The 17,158-nt window shown below is 71.0% G+C and carries 17 protein-coding genes; 10 read left to right on the plus strand and 7 right to left on the minus strand.

What is annotated here, in order from left to right:
• Positions 1-60 precede the first annotated feature (60 nt).
• The gene (locus tag ACGF5G_RS22540) at positions 61-2,028 is read left to right on the plus strand and encodes a GTP-binding protein (protein WP_393265698.1); all 1,968 of its coding nucleotides are present in this window, start codon (positions 61-63) and stop codon (positions 2,026-2,028) included.
• A gap of 153 nt (positions 2,029-2,181) precedes the next feature.
• Here ACGF5G_RS22540 and ACGF5G_RS22545 read toward each other — a convergent pair whose 3' ends face one another.
• The 3 genes from ACGF5G_RS22545 to ACGF5G_RS22555 form a co-directional block, all read right to left on the minus strand.
• Complete coding sequence (locus ACGF5G_RS22545; protein WP_393265700.1) at positions 2,182-2,646, minus strand: hypothetical protein; 465 nt, start codon at positions 2,644-2,646, stop codon at positions 2,182-2,184.
• Positions 2,637-3,104: a hypothetical protein gene (locus ACGF5G_RS22550; protein ID WP_393265702.1), complete on the minus strand. Its 468-nt coding sequence runs from the start codon at positions 3,102-3,104 to the stop codon at positions 2,637-2,639. Before ACGF5G_RS22550 ends, ACGF5G_RS22545 begins: the two co-directional genes overlap by 10 nt.
• A 285-nt stretch (positions 3,105-3,389) precedes the next feature.
• Positions 3,390-3,755, minus strand: coding sequence for a hypothetical protein (locus ACGF5G_RS22555; RefSeq protein WP_393265704.1), 366 nt, complete (start codon positions 3,753-3,755; stop codon positions 3,390-3,392).
• Positions 3,756-4,231: 476 nt separating this feature from the next.
• On the opposite strand from ACGF5G_RS22555, the gene ACGF5G_RS22560 reads away from it, so the two are divergent.
• A complete protein-coding gene (locus tag ACGF5G_RS22560) occupies positions 4,232-5,869 on the plus strand; it encodes a TIGR04028 family ABC transporter substrate-binding protein (RefSeq protein WP_393265705.1) in 1,638 nt (545 codons plus the stop codon).
• Positions 5,870-5,883: 14 nt separating this feature from the next.
• On the plus strand, positions 5,884-6,828 hold the full coding sequence (locus ACGF5G_RS22565; protein WP_393265706.1) for an ABC transporter permease: 945 nt from the start codon (positions 5,884-5,886) through the stop codon (positions 6,826-6,828).
• 120 nt (positions 6,829-6,948) lie between these two features.
• Here the strand turns inward: ACGF5G_RS22565 and ACGF5G_RS22570 are convergent, their stop codons facing one another.
• A complete protein-coding gene (locus tag ACGF5G_RS22570; RefSeq protein WP_393265708.1) occupies positions 6,949-8,058 on the minus strand; it encodes an RNA-guided endonuclease InsQ/TnpB family protein in 1,110 nt (369 codons plus the stop codon).
• 101 nt (positions 8,059-8,159) lie between these two features.
• Here ACGF5G_RS22570 and ACGF5G_RS22575 point away from each other — a divergent pair, with 101 nt between their 5' ends.
• Genes ACGF5G_RS22575 through ACGF5G_RS22605 form a run of 7 tightly spaced genes read left to right on the plus strand, consistent with a single transcriptional unit; the run spans position 8,160 to position 14,139 of the window.
• The gene (locus ACGF5G_RS22575) at positions 8,160-9,020 is read left to right on the plus strand and encodes an ABC transporter permease (RefSeq protein WP_393265711.1); all 861 of its coding nucleotides are present in this window, start codon (positions 8,160-8,162) and stop codon (positions 9,018-9,020) included.
• Positions 9,017-10,639 (plus strand): dipeptide ABC transporter ATP-binding protein, encoded by a 1,623-nt coding sequence (locus ACGF5G_RS22580; protein ID WP_393265713.1) that lies wholly within the window; start codon positions 9,017-9,019, stop codon positions 10,637-10,639. The genes ACGF5G_RS22575 and ACGF5G_RS22580 overlap by 4 nt, the downstream gene beginning before the upstream one ends.
• A complete protein-coding gene (locus tag ACGF5G_RS22585) occupies positions 10,636-11,673 on the plus strand; it encodes a putative FMN-dependent luciferase-like monooxygenase (RefSeq protein WP_393265715.1) in 1,038 nt (345 codons plus the stop codon). The genes ACGF5G_RS22580 and ACGF5G_RS22585 overlap by 4 nt, the downstream gene beginning before the upstream one ends.
• Positions 11,670-12,281 carry a CMD domain protein gene (locus ACGF5G_RS22590; protein ID WP_393265716.1) on the plus strand — a complete coding sequence of 204 codons (612 nt, stop codon included), beginning with the start codon at positions 11,670-11,672 and terminating at the stop codon, positions 12,279-12,281. The genes ACGF5G_RS22585 and ACGF5G_RS22590 overlap by 4 nt, the downstream gene beginning before the upstream one ends.
• Positions 12,278-12,886 (plus strand): alkylhydroperoxidase domain protein, encoded by a 609-nt coding sequence (locus tag ACGF5G_RS22595; protein WP_393265718.1) that lies wholly within the window; start codon positions 12,278-12,280, stop codon positions 12,884-12,886. Before ACGF5G_RS22590 ends, ACGF5G_RS22595 begins: the two co-directional genes overlap by 4 nt.
• 40 nt (positions 12,887-12,926) lie before the next feature.
• On the plus strand, positions 12,927-13,553 hold the full coding sequence (locus tag ACGF5G_RS22600) for a VOC family protein (RefSeq protein ID WP_393265721.1): 627 nt from the start codon (positions 12,927-12,929) through the stop codon (positions 13,551-13,553).
• Positions 13,554-13,590: 37 nt separating this feature from the next.
• Positions 13,591-14,139: an OsmC family protein gene (locus ACGF5G_RS22605; protein ID WP_393265724.1), complete on the plus strand. Its 549-nt coding sequence runs from the start codon at positions 13,591-13,593 to the stop codon at positions 14,137-14,139.
• Between the two features lie 117 nt (positions 14,140-14,256).
• Here the strand turns inward: ACGF5G_RS22605 and ACGF5G_RS22610 are convergent, their stop codons facing one another.
• The 3 genes from ACGF5G_RS22610 to ACGF5G_RS22620 all read right to left on the minus strand — a co-directional run bounded on the left by ACGF5G_RS22610 (position 14,257) and on the right by ACGF5G_RS22620 (position 17,102).
• On the minus strand, positions 14,257-15,075 hold the full coding sequence (locus ACGF5G_RS22610; protein ID WP_393265725.1) for a hypothetical protein: 819 nt from the start codon (positions 15,073-15,075) through the stop codon (positions 14,257-14,259).
• Positions 15,076-15,279: 204 nt separating this feature from the next.
• Positions 15,280-15,969: a response regulator gene (locus ACGF5G_RS22615; protein WP_393265728.1), complete on the minus strand. Its 690-nt coding sequence runs from the start codon at positions 15,967-15,969 to the stop codon at positions 15,280-15,282.
• Positions 15,966-17,102 carry a sensor histidine kinase gene (locus ACGF5G_RS22620; protein ID WP_393265730.1) on the minus strand — a complete coding sequence of 379 codons (1,137 nt, stop codon included), beginning with the start codon at positions 17,100-17,102 and terminating at the stop codon, positions 15,966-15,968. The genes ACGF5G_RS22615 and ACGF5G_RS22620 overlap by 4 nt, the downstream gene beginning before the upstream one ends.
• Between the last annotated feature and the right edge of the window lie 56 nt (positions 17,103-17,158).

A 17,158-nucleotide genomic window follows, 5' to 3' on the forward strand; every position in this document is an offset into this window, starting at 1 on the left:
TGCGCGCAGCTTTCGGGATCGCTCAGTTGGCAGTGACCATCGACCCGAAGGACCTGACGCGTGGAGCGGACTCTCAACCTGGGGATTGTGGCGCATGTCGACGCCGGTAAGACGAGCCTGACCGAACGACTGCTGTACGCGGCCGGGATCATCGACACCGTCGGCAGCGTCGACGCGGGCAGCACCCAGACCGACACCCTCGAGCTGGAACGCCGGCGCGGCATCACCATCCGATCGGCCGTCGTGTCGTTCGAGGTCGGTGGCGTCACCGTCAACCTGATCGACACACCGGGCCACCCGGACTTCATCGCCGAGGTGGAACGCGCCCTCGCCGTACTCGACGGCGCGGTGCTGGTGGTCTCCGCCGTGGAGGGAGTCCAGGCACAGACGCGGGTGCTGATGCGTACGCTGCGTCGTCTCGGCATCCCCACCCTGGTGTTCGTCAACAAGATCGACCGTACCGGCGCCCGCGGCGAGGCGTTGATCACCGAACTGGCCGACCGGCTCACCCCGGCCGTCGTGCCGACCGGGTCGGTGACGGGGCTCGGCGCCCGGGCCGCCTGCTTCGTCCCGTACCCGCAGGGGCCGGACCTGCTCCGGCTCGCCGACCACGACGACGGCCTGCTCGCCGCGTACGTCGAGGGGCGGCGCGTGTCCCGGGCCCGCCGCCGGCGGGCGCTGGTCGCGCTGACCCGGCGGGGGCGGATCCACCCGGTGCTCTTCGGCTCGGCCGTCACCGGCGCCGGCGTGGACGAGTTGCTCACGGTCCTGCCCCGGCTGCTGCCGGCGACTGCCGCCGACCCGACCGCCCCCCTCTCGGGCACCGTGTTCAAGGTGGAACGCGGCCCGGCGGGGGAGCGCGTCGCGTACGTCCGGATGGTCGCCGGCACCCTCCGCGTACGGGACCGGCTACGGCTGCCGGGCGGCGGCGAGGGGCGGGTCAGCGGCCTCGCCGTGTTCGACCACGGCGGGTGCGAGCGCGTGGACGCCCTCCTTGCGGGCCGGATCGGGCGGGTCGCCGGGCTGTCCGGCGTCCGGATCGGCGATCCGGTCGGGACGCCGCCGGCCGGCACCCGGCACCGGTTCCCGCCACCCACGCTGGAGACGGTGGTGGTGCCGGTTCGGGCAGGCGATCGGGGCGCGCTGCACGCGGCGCTGACCGAGCTGGCCGAGCAGGACCCGCTGATCAATCTGCGGGTGGACGAGCTGCGGCAGGAGCTGTCGGTGTCGCTCTACGGCGAGGTGCAGAAGGAAGTCGTCCAGGCCACCCTCGCCGAGGGGTACGGGCTCGACGTCGCCTTCGAGCCGTCCACCGTGATCTGCGTGGAGCGGCTGGTCGGCACCGGCGAGGCCGTCGAGTTCGTCTCCACCGGGCACCCGTTCCTGGCCACCGTCGGCCTGCGGGTGGAGCCGGCGCCGGTCGACGCCGGGGTGACGTTCCGGCTCGCCGTCGAGCCGGGAGCGATGCCGTACGCGTTCTTCGCCGCCGTCGAGGCCACGGTGCGGGAGACGCTGCGGCAGGGCGTGCACGGCTGGGAGGTGCCGGACTGCGTGGTCACCATGACGCACAGCGGCTACTGCCCCCGGCAGAGCGCGATGCACGCGCGGTTCGACAAGAGCATCTCCTCGACCGGCGCGGACTTCCGGGGCCTCACCCCGCTGGTGCTGATGGACGCGCTGCGCCGAGCCGGCACCCGAGTGCATGAGCCGGTGCACGCGTTCCGGGTCGACGTGCCGGCCGACCTGCTCGGAACCGTGCTGCCGGTGCTGGCCCGGTACGGGGCGGTGCCGACGCGGACCGAGCCACGGGGCACGGCGTACGTGGTCGAGGGCGAGGTGCCCGCGGCCCGGGTGCACGACCTGGAGCGGCGGCTGCCGGCGCTGACCCGGGGCGAGGGAACGCTCGAGTCGAGGTTCTCCCACTACCAGCCGGTACGGGGACCGGCGCCCGAGCGACCACGCAGCGACCACGACCCCCTGCACCGCAAGGAGTACCTGCTCGCCGTGACCCGCCGAGTGACGGTGTGACCGACCGGGCCGCGTACCAGCGGGCCGGCGGCGCGACCGTCGTGCCGGGGCAGCGGTTCCTACCCGGCACGACGCACACCACGATCCCGCCGCGGGCCGACTGGCCAGCCCGATGATCGACGAGTCCCTGCCCCCCGATGATTCCCCGGATCGTCAGCCACACCAGCCGAAGCCGGACGTGTACGAGCTGAGCGTGCCGGTCTTGTTCGGCCCGCTGTACGCGACGCCGGAGTAGCGGACGCACTCGCCCGGCGCGTAGAGATATACGGGCCCGGCGTAGTAGCGGTAGTTGCCCGGGTCCTGGGCCACCCGCCCGCTCCTCGTCTCCACCTTGGCGTTCATCCAGGTCGCGGTGCCGACGAAGCTGGACTTCTCCGCGACGACGCAGTTCATCTTGGTCTGCGCGCTGTACATCAGGTAGACGTGTCCGAAGGCCTGCCCACCGCTGGTGAGCAGCACCTTGTCGTCGAGTTCGTAGTAGGTGGATCCGCACTGCTCGCCGTACCGTGTGGTGGAGGCGCTGGCCGGCGCCGGGCCGACAACCGGGGCGCCCGCCGCGACAACCGCGGCCACGACGTGAACCAACACCGAGCGTCGCCACGTGGACATCAGCCGCACCAACCCACCTTGTTGTTCCCGGCGTTGGAGTCCGTCGGGGGATAGTAGATGTTCCCGATGACCCAGATGCACTTACCGCTGGCGTAGGCGGTCACCGGTCCGGCGTAGTACCTGTAGGTGCCGTGGTCCCGGTCGTCCGCCGACAGCAACCGGCAGTTGCTGGTGCCGGATGAACAGACCCACAGCTCGACCGACATGACCTTGCTGACGCCCCAGGTGTTGGCACTCGACACGGTCCGGGCGCAGTTGTAGCCGCCGCTGTAGTAGACCTCGACGTATCCGTACTTCGTCGAGCCGTTGATGGCTACGTCTCCGTACAGGTCGAAGCCGCCGACCCTGGAACCCGAACAGGTGCCGGTCGCGGCCTGCGCCGGCGGGCTGGCGAGAAACGTACTGCCGGTCGTGATGAGGACGAGCGCGGCGAGCATCGCCAGGATTCGCGATCGTGAGGTGGTCAAAGGTGCCTCCGTTCTCTCGGTGCCACACCGCGGCGAGCGGCGGGAACGGTCACCTGACAGCCCGCGGCACCTCGGCGGGTGGCGACGTGGCCGCGTACGCCGATGTCGGGGGCGGTGCAGGACCGGCACAGTCAACATCTGTCGCACCCGCCGGCCAAGTGATTCGAACTGGCTCGAATCTCCGACCGAACGGTGCTGTGCCCCGTCGCGGTTGTCGGGCAGGTGGCCACCGGGCACCTGCCTGACCGGTCATGCCGCGTTCCGCGTGGTCGCGTCACGTGCCTGTCAGGTGGGTAGTCGCCCGGACGCAGGCTCCAGCCGCTCACGGTCCCGAGTAAGCGTGAAGCGCAGCGGCCCGCCGTCACCGTGAACCGGCCAGCCTGCGGCGAGTGCCGCCTGGATCAGTTCCGCGACCAACCGTGGCGTGACCGGGGCCAGGGCGAACACCTCGGCCACGCGGTCCGCAGGTGCGGTGATGATCGGCCCGAAGTTGAGCCACGGGTCGTCGAAGGCCACCTGGACCTCCAGTTGACTGCCCCTGGTTGCGATGTGCCAGACCCTGACCACGACGTGACCGGGGTCGACGTGACTGACCATCCATCGGTAATCGAGGCCGTCGACGCGAATCCTCCGCTTGCGAATCCTGGCCACGGTGCGAGCGTAGGCGGGCGCGCCTTCACGGCGGTAGCGGAATTCGCGACAGACCGTTACACCGCGGCCACCTGGGATTCCGGCGCATCCCACGATGCGAGCAGGGGTTTGTTACCTACCAAACCGATGGGATAACTTCCCAGCCATGATCCGTAGCAGCCACTCGCCGACCGGGAAGCGCATCGTCACTTCCCTGGTCGTGCGGCGCTACGTCGATCACCAGCGCACCTGCAGCGCGCTCTGTCCGCGCTGACCGAGTAGGCGAGGACGGCGCTTCCGCGGCGGCGCGTAGCTGCTCCCGCACGAGCGCTCGTCGCGGCGCATCCGGCCGCTGTCACCTTCCACCTCTTGCCGGCCTGGCCCGGCGGCCCTGACATCCGGACGCAGGGCAGCTCCGGCACGAGCACGTCGCCCTGCGCCTGAATCCCGTCGCCCCCTCCACGCAAGTTCCTTGCCGGTACGAAAGGCCATCACGCATGTCACGATCCAGGTTCCGGTCCACCGCGCTGGCGGGGGCTGCCGCCCTCGCCGTGGCCGGGTTGCTCGCCTCCTGCTCGGGCGGCGGCTCGCCCGCTGCCGGGCAGGACGCCGGCGACCCCGTCTACGGCGGCACGCTCGTCTACCTCGAGCACCAGCCGCCGAGCTGCCTCTACCTGCCGGCCGCGGGCTTCTACCCGAACGGCGGGGTGCTCAACCAGCTCACCGACAAACTCACCTGGCAGGACCCGAAGACACTCAAGGTCGAGCCCTGGGTCGCCAAGTCCTGGGAGGTCAACGCCGACGCGACCGAGTACACCTTCCACCTGCGCGACGGGGTGACCTTCAGCGACGGCAGCCCGCTCGACGCGGAGACCGTGGCGGCGAACTACGACGTGTACGGCCTCGGCAACAAGGGCCTGAAGCTCCCGGTGGCCGAGTTCGTCAACAACTACGAACGCAGCGAGGTCGTCGACAAGGACACGGTGAAGTTCCACTTCGACAAGCCGTCGCCCGGCTTCCTGCAGGGCACGTCGGTGATCGGGGCGGGCCTCGTGTCCAAGAAGACCATCTCGCTGCCGTACGAGGAGCAGTGCCAGCTCAAGAACGTCGTCGGGTCCGGCCCGTTCACCGTCGCGAACCAGGTCGTCGACAAGGAGATCGAACTGGTGGCCCGCGAGGACTACAACTGGGCCCCGCCGTCCTTCGCCCACCAGGGGCGCGCCTACCTCGACCGGATCAAGGTCATCGTGACTCCGGAGGACAGCGTCCGGGTCGGCGCGTTGACCTCGGGGCAGGCCGACTACGTGCGCTACGTGCAGGCGTACGACGAGGCGACCGTGACCTCCGCCGGCCACCGCATCTACGCCGAGCCGACCCGCGGCGTCAACAACGGGCTCTACCTGCGACCGGCGAACAGCATCCTGCAGGACATCAACGTCCGTAAGGCGCTGCAGGCGGGCACCAACGCCAAGGAGGTCGTCGAAACCCTCTTCACCGGCAGCTACCCGGTGGCGACCTCGGTGCTCAGCCACCTGGCAGAGGGGTACACCGACCTGTCCGCGCAACTCGCCTATGACCCCGACCGGGCCAACGCCCTGCTCGACCAGGCCGGCTGGGTACGCGGCGGCGACGGCATCCGGGAGAAGGGTGGCCGCAAGCTCGAACTGAGCGTCTTCGTCTCCGGCCCGCAGCCGCTGTCGAAGCAGACCCTCGAACTGGTCGCCCAGCAGTGGACCAGGATCGGTGTGCGGCTCGACGTCCGCCCCGCGGACTCCGGCACCCAGGCCGTGGACATCAAGAACGCCGAGCGGACCGCCATCACGCACTCGATGGTGGGACGGGCGGACCAGGACGTGATCAAGAGCCACTTCCACACCAAGAACCGGGACGTGCTGCTCTCCAACGACCCGAAGCTCGATCGCCTGCTGGAGGAGCAGTCCGCGCTCGTCGACGAGAACGCGCGCAACGCGAAGGTTGTCGAGATCCAGCGGTACGTGATCGAGCAGGGCTACGCGATCCCGCTGTTCGAGGAGCCGCAGGTGTACGGCGCCGCGCCGTACGTGCACGGCGTCGGCTTCGAGGCGGTCGCACGCCCCAGCTTCTACGACGTGTGGCTGTCCAAGAAGGACAGGTAGGCGGGCGGCGGCTCATGACCAGGTATCTCGCGCTCCGTGTCGGGCAGGCCGTACTCGTGCTGTGGGCCGCCTTCACCGCCGGTTTCGTGCTGCTGCAACTGCTGCCGGGCGACTCCATTCTGATCAAGTTCCAGAACCCGGAGCTCGGGCTCTCGCCCGAGCAGATCGCGGAGATCCGCCAGCTGTACGGCGGCGACGAGCCGGGCATCGTCCGGTACGTCCACACGCTGCTGGGCTTCCTGCGGGGTGACTTCGGCTATTCGATCGACACCGGCACGCCGGTGATCGAGCGACTGGCCGAGGGCCTGCCGGCGACCGCCGAGCTCGCCGGCCTCGGCTTCGGAGTCGCCGTGCTGATCGCCGTGACCATCGCCTTCGTGTCGAGCTACAGCCGGTTCGCCTGGATCCGGGGTGCGCTGCTGGCGGTGCCGTCGCTGTTCATCTCGGTCCCCACCTTCTGGCTGGGCATCGTGCTGATCCAGGTGTTCTCGTTCCAGCTCGGACTGGTGCCCGTCATCGGCGGCACCCGGTTCGAGCAGCTCGTCCTGCCCGTGCTGACTCTCGCCGTACCGATCTCGGCGCCGCTGGCGCAGGTCCTGGCCCGCAGCCTCGACCGGGTCTACGCGCAGCCGTTCGTCGCGGTGGTGGCCGCCAAGGGCGCCTCGCGCCGCTGGATCCTCTGGCGGCACGTCGCCCGCAACGCGCTGCTACCCACGCTGACGATCGCCGGGGTGACCTTCGGCGAGCTCATCGCGGGGTCGGTCGTGACCGAGACGGTCTTCGGCCGCAACGGCATCGGCCGGCTGACCGAGCAGGCGGTCACCGCCCAGGACACGCCGGTGATGCTGGCCATCGTGGTGCTCGCCGCAGCCGTGTTCGTGCTGGTCAACCTCGTGGTCGATCTGCTCTGTCCCGTCCTCGACCCGCGACTGACGACGAAGGTCGGTGTCACCGCTTGACATCCGCCCGGCCCTGAAGGGCCGGGATTCCCCCTGGTCGCCCGTGGGGTTTCCTGCTTCGTCGCCGACTGCCCGCCCGGAGGGACTCCGTTGAGGTCTTACATCAGCTCCACAGGCGTTTTACCTGTCCGCCAGCCCGGCGGCCAGGAGGTTTCTCGCTGCGTTGACGTCCCGGTCATGGATCGCGCCACACGGGCATTCCCACGTACGGATGTTCAACGGCAGGGATTCGGTCAGTCGCCCGCAGTCCGAGCACAGCTTGGACGACGGGAACCAGCGGTCCACCGTCACCAGGGTGCGCCCGTACCAGGCGGCCTTGTACTCCAGCATGGCCCGCAGTTGCGACCAGGCCGCGTCGGAGATGGCGCGGGCGAGCCGGTGGTTGCGCAGCAGGTTGCGCACCGTCAGGTCTTCGATCACGACCGTTTGGTTCTCGCGGACGAGTCGAGTCGACAGTTTGTGCAGGTGGTCCCGGCGCCGGTCGGCGATCCGGGCGTGAATCCTGGCGACCTTGAGTCGGGCTTTGGCCCGGTTGGCCGAGCCTTTCTCCTTGCGGGCCAGGTCCCGCTGGGCCCTGGCGAGTTTCCGCCGGTCGGCCCGCTCGTGACGGGGGTTGGTGACCTTCTCCCCGGTGGACAAGGTCACCAGGCTGGTCAGGCCCGCGTCGACGCCAACCGCCGTATCCACCGGTGGAAGCGGCCGGACGGTCGGGTCCTCGACAAGCAGGGACACGAACCAGCGGCCGGCCGCGTCTCGGGACACGGTGACGGTGGACGGTATGGCGCCCTCGGGCAGCGGACGCGACCACACAACGTCCAGCGGGGCGTCCATCTTCGCCAGAGTCAGTTGCCCGTCCCGCCAGCGGAACGCCGACCGGGTGTACTCGGCGCTGGCCCGGGACTTCCTCTTCGACTTGAAACGGGGGTATCGGGCGCGTTTGGCGAAGAACGCCGTGTAGGCGGCGTGCAGATGCCGCAACGCTTGTTGCAGCGGAACGCTGGACACCTCGTTGAGGAACGCCAACTCCTCTGTGCGTTTCCATTCGGTCAGGGCCGCCGACGATTCGGCGTAGCCGATCGAGCGGCGTTCCGTGGCGTATGCGCGGGTCCGCATCTCAAGGGCTTTGTTGTAGACCAGACGCACGCACCCGAAAGTGCGGTGGAGTTGTTCGGCCTGCTCACCGGTGGGATAGAAGCGGTACTTGTACGCCCGCTTCACCACCCCGCCCACATTTCACAAGCTATCAGTCTACTGTGTTACACGATCATTGAGGGGAGGCAGCGGCGTTTCCTCCCGGCCCTGAACGGCCGGGTTTCCACGCCGCAACTCTGATGACCGCCCAATCCGGTATCGACGTTCTCCGGCCCGCGCGGCCGGCCCCGGCCCGGCTGCCGCTGCGGCGGCCACCCGTCGCGCTCGTGCTCGCCTGGCTCGCGATCGCCGTCGTCGTGCTGTGGGCGGTCGCGCCGGGCCTGTTCACCGGCCACGACCCGATCAACGGCGTACCGGTGCAGAAGCTCCAGGCACCGAGCGCCGAGCATTTCTTCGGCACGGACGCCCTGGGCCGGGACCTCTTCGCCCGCGTCGTGCACGGCTCCGCCCGCTCGCTGTCCGGCGCGTTCGTCGCCGTGGCGGTCGGGCTCGTGCTGGGCACACTGCTCGGGCTGCTCGCCGGATCGGTCGGCGGCCTGCTCGACGAGCTGGTGATGCGGGTGGTCGACGTGCTCCTGGCCGTCCCGGGACTGCTGCTGGCGCTGACGGCCATCATCCTGCTCGGCCCCGGCACCATCAACGTGGCGATCGCCGTCGGCATCGGCTCGGTGGCGGCCTTCGCCCGGCTGGCAAGATCAGAGGTGGTACGGGTCCGGCGCGCCGACTACGTGGAGGCCGCGTTCGGCAGCGGAGGCCGGTTCACCACGGTGCTCCGGCGGCACGTGCTGCCCAACTCGCTCGGCCCCGTCGTGGCGCTCGCCGCGGTGCAGTTCGGCGCCGCGATCCTGGCCATCTCCACGTTCAGCTTCCTCGGCTACGGCGCGAAGCCGCCCACTCCCGAGTGGGGGCTGCTCATCTCGGAAGGACGCAACTACCTGGCCACCTCGTGGTGGCTGACCACCCTGCCGGGGGTGGTCGTGGTCCTCGTCGTGCTCGCCGCCAGCCGCATCAGCCGCTCGATCAGCAGGGAGGACGGATGAGCCTGCTCGAGGTACGCGACCTGACCGTCTCCTACCGGACCCGCGACCACGTCCACCCCGCGGTCGGCGGCATCTCGTTCGCCGTCGACCGCGGCGAGGTCGTCGCGGTCGTCGGTGAATCCGGTTCCGGCAAGTCGACCACGGCACACGCGATCATCGGCCTGCTGCCCGCGAACGGGTCTGTCGACTCCGGCCAGATCCTGCTCGACGGCACGGATGTCGCCGGCTGGTCGTCGAAGCGTCTGGAGGCGGTGCGCGGCGCGCAGATCGGCCTGATCCCGCAGGACCCGACGAGTTCGCTGAACCCGGTCATGACGATCGGCGCGCAGATCGGCGAGACGCTGCGCATCCACAAGCGTGGCGACCGACGCACCATCTCGCGCCGCGTGATCGAACTGCTCGACCGGGTCGGCCTGGCCGACCCCGAGCTGCGCGCCCGGCAGTATCCGCACGAACTCTCCGGCGGGATGCGTCAGCGCGTCCTCATCGCCAGCGCGATCGCCCTCGAACCACAGCTCGTCATCGCCGACGAGCCGACGAGCGCGCTCGACGTCACCGTGCAGCGGCGCATCCTCGACCTCATCGACGACCTCCGTACGGAGTTCGGCACCGCCGTGATCCTCGTGACCCACGACCTCGGCGTCGCCGCCGCCCGGTCGAACCGGCTCGTCGTGATGCGCGACGGGCGGGTCGAGGAGCAGGGGGCGACAGCGGCGGTGCTGGCCCGACCGGAAGCCGAGTACACCCGGCGACTGCTGCGGGACGCCCCGTCGCTGGCGCCACGACAGTTCCGCGACGTCCTCCCTCCGGCGCGCAGCGGAAGCTCCGCCGTCGGGCAGCCGCCCGCGATCGTCGCCCGCGACCTGGTCAAGGAGTTCCGGGTCGGGCGCAAGCCGTTCCGGGCGGTCGACGGGGTCTCGTTCGACGTACGGCGGGGGACGACCCATGCCCTCGTCGGCGAGTCGGGGTCCGGCAAGACGACGACCGCGCGGATGGTCGTCCGCTTCGCCGCGCCGACCTCCGGTTCCGTGACGATCGGCGGCACCGACGTGGCCCGGCTGCGTGGCGAGGAACTGCGCCAGCTGCGCCGCCGGGTGCAACTGGTCTACCAGAACCCGGCCGGCTCGCTCGATCCCCGGCAGTCCGTCGGCGACATCGTGGCCGAACCGCTGCGCAACTTCCGGCTCGGTGACCGGGCCGGCCGTGGCAAGCGGGTGCGGGACCTGGTCGACCGGGTGGCCCTGCCGCAGACGGTGCTCGACCGCAAGCCGCGTGAGCTCTCCGGCGGTCAGCGCCAGCGCGTCGCGATCGCCCGCGCGCTGGCCGTGGACCCGGAGGTGCTCGTGCTCGACGAAGCGGTCTCCGCGCTCGACGTGACCGTGCAGGCGCAGATCCTCGACCTGTTCGACGGGCTGCAGCGCGAACTCGGGCTCACCTACCTGTTCATCTCGCACGACCTCTCGGTGGTGCGGCAGATCTCCGACACCGTGTCGGTCATGAGAAAGGGACGCATCGTGGAGACCGGAACCACGCGGCAGGTATTCGAGACGCCGCAGCACGAATACACCCGCGAGTTGCTCGCCGCCGTACCCGGCGCCGTCGCGGAGCTGGCGGCATGAGCCGTCCGCGACTCGGGTTCTTCACCCGGCTGCTCGACGACGGGCCGGCGGAGGCGCGCTACCGGCTGGCCGCCGAGCAGATCCGGCACGCCGAGGCGTACGGGTTCGACTCCGCCTGGGTGGCCCAGCACCACTTCCACGCGGCCGAGGGCGGGCTGCCGGCACCGCTGGTGTTCCTCGGGCACGTCGCCGCGCGGACCAGTCGGATCCGCCTCGGCACCGGCATCATCACGTTGCCGCTGGAGAACCCGGTTCGCGTCGCCGAGGACGCCGCGGTGCTCGACCTGCTCAGCGGCGGCCGACTCGAAGTCGGCGTCGGCAACGGCGGCACCCCCTCGTCGTTCAGCGCGTTCGGTCAGGACAGCGCGAACCGCTCGGCCATCTACGCCCAGCATCTCGCGGTGCTGGTCGACGCCTGGTCGGGCCGCGCCCTCGGCGACGACGGCAACCACCTCTACCCGGCGGCGCCGCGCCTGCTCGACGCCATCTGGGAGGCGACCTTCTCGGTGAGCGGGGGAGTCCGCGCCGGGAAGGCCGGCAACGGACTGATGCTCTCGCGTACCCAGCCGCGCACCGAGGACGCCCCGCACGCCACGCTGGCGGAGATCCAGCGTCCCATCGTGGACGCCTACCACGACAACCTGCCGGAGGGCGTGCCGCCGCGGATCATGGCGTCACGTACGGCGTTCGTCGCCGACAGCCGCGCCGAGGCGCTGCGCTTCGCCGAGGCGGGGCTCGGTCGCGCCGCCCGGCAGTTCAGGGAGAAGGGCCACCCCGTGCCCGACGGGGGCCTCGCCCAGCTCATCGCCGCGTTCGACGTGCACGTCGGAACGCCGGACGACGTCATCGCCAGCCTGAAGGCCGACCCGATCCTCCAGCGCTCGACCGACCTGGTCTTCCAGGTGCACTCGGTCGACCCCCCGCATCCGTTCGTCCTCCGCTCGATCGAGCTGCTCGCGACCGAGGTCGCGCCCGCGCTCGGCTGGGCGCCGCACCCCACCGCCGACCCGTCAACCGAACTGAGCAGCGCATGAGCACATCCATCGCCGACGTCATCGACCACCTGGTCGGCATCGAGCCCGCCTCCCGCCTCGACCAGATCCGCCACCGGCGACCGGAGGCCAGGAGGAACGCACAGGCGAGCTACGAGGCGCTCTTCTCGCCGCGCCCTGCCGGGGAGGTCACCACGGCCGAGCGGCTCGCCGTCGCCGCGTTCGTGACCGCACTGCACCGGGACGCCGCGACCGCCGACTTCTACGCCGCCCGGCTGGCCGAGCACGCACCGCAGCTGGCCGCGCTGATCGCGAAGGAGGCCGAGGCCGGCAGGACCACCGGCCCCTACGGCGCCTACCCGGCACCCGGTCCGCTTGCCGCGGAGAGCGTGGCGGGGCCGGCGTACCGGACGAACGACCGCGACGAGCTGGGAACGCGGCTCGCCGCCGCCCTGGAACACGCCCACCTCCTGGTGTTCCGTCCACGCGAGTCGAGCCGCGAGGCGTTGCAGGCCCTCCTCGACGCCGGCTGGAGCACCACCGACGTGGTGACCCTGTCGCAGCTCGTCGCCTTCCTCAGCTTCCAGGTGCGCCTCGTCACGAGCCTCCGCCTCCTGGCCGTGCCGCCCAGAAAGGGATCCCCGTCGTGACCGACACCGTGCTCGACCGTCCCGCCGCCGCGCGGCCGCTCGCCTTCACCCAGGACCAGCTCGGCTGGGAGCCCTGGCTCGCACCGCTGAGCGAGGCGGAACTCACCGACGTCCACTGTGAGGCGCTCGTCGACAAGGCGCGCGCCAACTCTCCCTACTTCCTGCTGCTCGCCCGGGACCCGGAGACCCTGCGCGCGCGGACGAAGACCGACAAGGACATCTTCTACAACCCGGACGGGGGCCTACCGCGGGCGGAGCGGGAACTCGCGGCGGCGGCAACCTCGCGCCGCAACGGCTGCGTCTTCTGCGCCTCCGTCCATGCCCGGTTCGCCTCGCACCACTCCAAGCGCCCCGACGACGTGCAGCGGCTGCTCGACGAGGGGGTCGACGCACCCCAGGACGAGCGCTGGCGGGCCATCGTCGACGCCGCGGTGGCCCTCACGGCCACGCCGGCCGCGCTGACCGCCGAGCACATCCACGCGCTGCGCGCGGTCGGTCTCGACGACCTGGCGATCAGCGACCTGCTGCATGCGGCCGCCTTCTTCAACTGGGCCAACCGACTCATGCTCTCCCTCGGGGAGCCGACTCCACCACCGGCCGCGTGAGCACCGCCAGCCGCCAGTCCTCCTAGAAAGTGGCAGTGACATGACCGAACCCCGACTCGACCACCTTGTCCACGCGGTGCCCGACCTCGCCGCCGGTGTCGCCGACTTCGCGGCGCGCACCGGCGTCACCCCCGTTCCCGGGGGCCGGCACCCTGGCGGCACCGCCAACTACCTCGTCGGGTTCGGCCCGACCTCGTACCTCGAGATCATCGGTCCGGATCCGGAGGCCGATCCCGCCGTCCGCCCGAGCGCCTTCGGCCTGGACGCCCTGACCGAGCCTCGCCTCGCCACCTGGGCGGTGCACCCCGACGACATCGAGAAGACGGTCGGCCTCGCCCGCGAACGCGGGTACGACCCGGGCGAGATCCGGCCGTTGTCCCGCCGTCGACCCGACGGGGTGCTGCTGTCCTGGCGACTGACCCGACGGGAGGAACGCGCGGCGGGCGGGCTGGTGCCGTTCCTCATCGACTGGGGCGGCACGGAACATCCCGCGCGCTCAGGCTTGCCGCAGGTGCGGCTCGCCTCGTTCACCGCGACGCACCCGGACCCGTCGGTGGTCCGCCGCGACCTCGCCGCGCTCGGCGTCGAACTCGACGTGACCGCCGGACCGGCGACCGCGCTGGAGGCGGTACTCGACACCCCGCGCGGCTCGGTGACCCTGCGCTGAGCGGCCGACCCGGTAAGAACCAGAAGAGAGCGATGCTGTGAGTAACCTTCGTGAATACCTGTCCCAGAAGCGGGCGGCACTGACCGCGCGCCGTGCCGCCCCGGACCGCGGCCCCGTTCCGTTGCGCGCCCGGGTCACCGCCGAGGGACGCAGCGGCGTACGGCGCATCCGGATCCGTGACTTCCAGGTCATCAGCGACAGCGGTCCGGACTTCGCCGGCTACGACCTCGGGCCCGGCTCCCCGGAGCTGCAGGCCGGCGTGCTCGGCAGCTGCGTGACGCACATCTTCCTGATCAAGGCGGCGGAACTGGAGATTCCGCTCGACTCCCTCACGGTGGACGTGCAGGCCGAGTACGACCCACGTGCCCAGGAGCCCGGCAACAGCGAGGTGCCCGTCCACCCGTACGACTTCCGATACGAGGTGCAGGTCGCCTCGCCCGCCCCCGACGAGGACCTGGCCCGGCTGCACGCTGAGGTGCAGCGGGTGTGCCCGATCCTCAACCTGCTGCGCAATCCGCAGAAGATCAGCGGCTCGCTGGCTCGGGTGACCTCGGCCGACGGGGACGAGCGGGGCCGCGCCGCCTGACTCGGCGAACCCGGCGCGCGCCGGTGCGGTCGGTGGCGGGTGCGGGTCGGCAGAGGCGGCCTGTGGGCGTCGGGGAGGGACGGGTGACCGTCCCTCCCCGAAGTCGACCGTTCGGCCTCAGGACAGCAACTTGTCCAGGGCCGCCTCGATGGTGTCGGCGTCCGGCGACGCGTACGCCCTCATGGTGTTCTTGTTGTATTGCGAGAGGAAGTTCGGGCACCGGTCCGCCGGGGTGCTCACGATGCCGCCGTCGCCGATCTTCTCGGCGGTCTTCGCCGCGTAGAAGGTCAGCTTGTAGCGCGACGAGACGTAGTCGACGGTGAACTGCTTGAGGAGGGTGTCCTGGTACTCGCACTCGCGGGGCGTGCCCTCGCCCCCCACGAACTCCAGGCAGCCGACCACCGACACCGACTCGAAGTCGGTGCTCCCGGCGTAGTACGGCTTGTTCGAGGGAATCGACGTCGACGACCAGCGCGCCGGCTGGTCGGGGGAGTTCGCGAACGTGTAGGCCTTCGCGCCCGCCGGCCCGTTGTAGGGCGCCGCGTTGAGGATCTGACTGCCCTCGCAGACGTTGCCCAGGTCGCTGTCGGCGCGGGCGGTCACCGCGTTGTCGCCGGGCTCCTGCGACTCGGACCCACGTGGGGTGGAGGTGGCGTCCGCGCCCGGCTCGCCGCTGGTTGCGCTCGGGGTGTGATCGTCGTTGTCGACGAGGGCCAACCCGACGCCGGCGAGTACGAGCAGGGCCACCACGGCGGCGGACAGACCGATGACCAGAGCCCTTTTCGACTTCTGCGGCGGCGGGGCCGGGGCCTCGAACCGCGGTGTCTGCCGTGGCTGGCCGTCTCCGGGGCGCCTGCCCTGCGGGGTCGGCGGCCCGCTCCGGGGGGTGACGTTCGGATCCGGCTGCCCTCCGTGCGGAGGGTGACTGTCGGTCATGTGAAGCCCTTATCGCTGTCGACTTGTGCCCAGGATCATGCAACAGGGTAGTGAGCGCGCGCCAAATCTCCGCGGTTTTCGGTGAGCGGGTCGAGGCGCCGGACGAAGCGTCCGGCAGCCCTGTCCCGTCGTGAGGTCGACACGGACCGTTCGCCTGGCCGCCCAGAGGTGTGCGCCGGGTCGCCCGCCTCGGTTCCCGTCCGGTCACCCTGACCCGAGATCCGATTGCCGCCCGCCGCCCACGATGCGGTTCTCCCAGGCCCAGGCGGCGATCTCCACCCGGTTGCGGACGCCGAGCTTGGTCTGGATGCCGGACACGTGGCTCTTGACGGTGCTGAGGGAGATGAACAGCTGGGCGGCGATCTCCTGATTCGTACGGCCTGCGGCGATGGCCCTGACCACCTCGGTCTCCCGTTCGGACAGTGGCCGGAGCGGTTGACGTCCCGACCTCCCGGCGGGTGACGCGGTGACCGCCAGGTGGCGCAGCAGCCGCAGGGTGACCGACGGGGAGATCAGCGCGTCGCCGACGCTGGCGGCCCGAACGGCCTCGACGAGCAGTGTGGGGCCGGCGTCCTTGAGGACGAAACCGACGGCCCCGCCACGCAGCGCGCCGTAGACGTACTCGTCGAGGTCGAAGGTGGTGACCACGACCACCCGCAGCGGGTCGACGACGCCGGGACCCGCCAGCGCGCGGGTCACCTCGATGCCGTCGAGGCGGGGCATCCGAATGTCGACGAGGCATACGTCCGGGCGGAGTCGCCGGGCCGCGGCGAGCGCCTCGACACCGTCCGCGGCCTCCGCGACCACGCTGATGTCGGGCTCATTCTCCAGGATGAGCCGCAGGCCGCTGCGTACCATCGCCTGGTCGTCGGCGAGCAGGACGGTGATGGTCATCGCGGCTCCGGGGTGGGGACGGGCAGGGTGGCGTGTACGCACCAGCCGGAGCCCTCTCGCGGGCCGGCCCGCAGCGTGCCGCCGAGGGCTTCGACGCGTTCGCGCATCCCGACGAGGCCGTACCCGCCGAGGTGGTGGGGTCGGGGTCGGACCGGTCTGCCGTCGTCGGCGACCTCGACAGTGATGGCCGACCGATCCTGGGTGACGGTGACCATGACCGAGTGGGCGTGGGCGGCGTGGCGGGAGATGTTGGTCAGCGATTCCTGGACGATCCGGTAGACGGTGCTGGTCACCTCGGGTGGCCATTCGGGTTCGCCGTCGGGCATCCGCAGTCGCACCGTGGGTCCGTGGCCGCCGAAGCGGTTGACCAACTCGCTGAGCCGCTCGGGAACGACGGCGACTGGCGGCGCGTCGTCGCTGTCGCGCAGCAGGGTGACGACGCGCCGCATCGCGGCCAACGCGTCGGAGCCGGCCTGCTCGATGCCGGACAGCACGCCGGCCAGCGCCTCCGGGCGCTTGCCGGCGACGAGTTGGGCGGCCTGGGCCTGGAGCACGATGCCGGTGACGTGGTGGGCGACGACGTCGTGCAGCTCCCGGGCCAGACTCATGCGCTCGTCCCGGCGCACCTGCTCGGCGACGGCCCGGCCACGGGCGTCGAGCAACCGTAGACCCAGCCCGAGCGCGGCAGCCGCGAGCCATCCGGCCGCGTTCCACGACGTCACGGCCCGGCTTCCCGGGTCGCCGGGAAAGGCGAGCCGGGTACCGGCGACCACTGCGAGCCCGGCGGCCGCGACGGCGCCGGCCAACGGCAGGGGGAGCGCCCTGACCGCCGAGCCGACGAGCACGGACAGGATGAGAACCATGGCGGGGCTGGGCTCGGCGGGCAGGTGGGCAAGTCGGGCGACCAGGATGGCGGTCGCCGCGACGGCGAGGCCCGCGACGGCTGCCCCGGCCGGGTGACGCCGGCGCAGCAGGACAATTCCGTACGTCACCGCGCCGGCGGCGCAGTCGAACTGCCAGTAGCCGCCACCCCAGGTCTGCGCGATCGCGACTGCCTGGAGGGCGAGTAAGGCGGCGGAGAGGACGCCGAGGCCGACATCGGCCGGCCGGCTCAGCCGATCGTGAAGACCCATTCTGCTCAGAATACGAAATCTCCATCCGCACCGAACCGGTCAAAAGTACGGTCGTC

It is taken from the genome of Micromonospora sp. NPDC047730 (genome assembly GCF_043204765.1).
GTDB lineage: Bacteria > Actinomycetota > Actinomycetes > Mycobacteriales > Micromonosporaceae > Micromonospora.

Coding starts and splice junctions, on each gene's coding strand:
- ACGF5G_RS22580 (WP_393265713.1), top strand. CDS start 9,017: ATGAGCCTGCTCGAGGTACGCGACCTGACCGTCTCCTACCGGACCCGC.
- ACGF5G_RS22590 (WP_393265716.1), top strand. CDS start 11,670: ATGAGCACATCCATCGCCGACGTCATCGACCACCTGGTCGGCATCGAG.
- ACGF5G_RS22615 (WP_393265728.1), bottom strand. CDS start 15,969: ATGACCATCACCGTCCTGCTCGCCGACGACCAGGCGATGGTACGCAGC.
- ACGF5G_RS22565 (WP_393265706.1), top strand. CDS start 5,884: ATGACCAGGTATCTCGCGCTCCGTGTCGGGCAGGCCGTACTCGTGCTG.
- ACGF5G_RS22620 (WP_393265730.1), bottom strand. CDS start 17,102: ATGGGTCTTCACGATCGGCTGAGCCGGCCGGCCGATGTCGGCCTCGGC.
- ACGF5G_RS22610 (WP_393265725.1), bottom strand. CDS start 15,075: ATGACCGACAGTCACCCTCCGCACGGAGGGCAGCCGGATCCGAACGTC.
- ACGF5G_RS22585 (WP_393265715.1), top strand. CDS start 10,636: ATGAGCCGTCCGCGACTCGGGTTCTTCACCCGGCTGCTCGACGACGGG.
- ACGF5G_RS22560 (WP_393265705.1), top strand. CDS start 4,232: ATGTCACGATCCAGGTTCCGGTCCACCGCGCTGGCGGGGGCTGCCGCC.
- ACGF5G_RS22575 (WP_393265711.1), top strand. CDS start 8,160: ATGACCGCCCAATCCGGTATCGACGTTCTCCGGCCCGCGCGGCCGGCC.
- ACGF5G_RS22600 (WP_393265721.1), top strand. CDS start 12,927: ATGACCGAACCCCGACTCGACCACCTTGTCCACGCGGTGCCCGACCTC.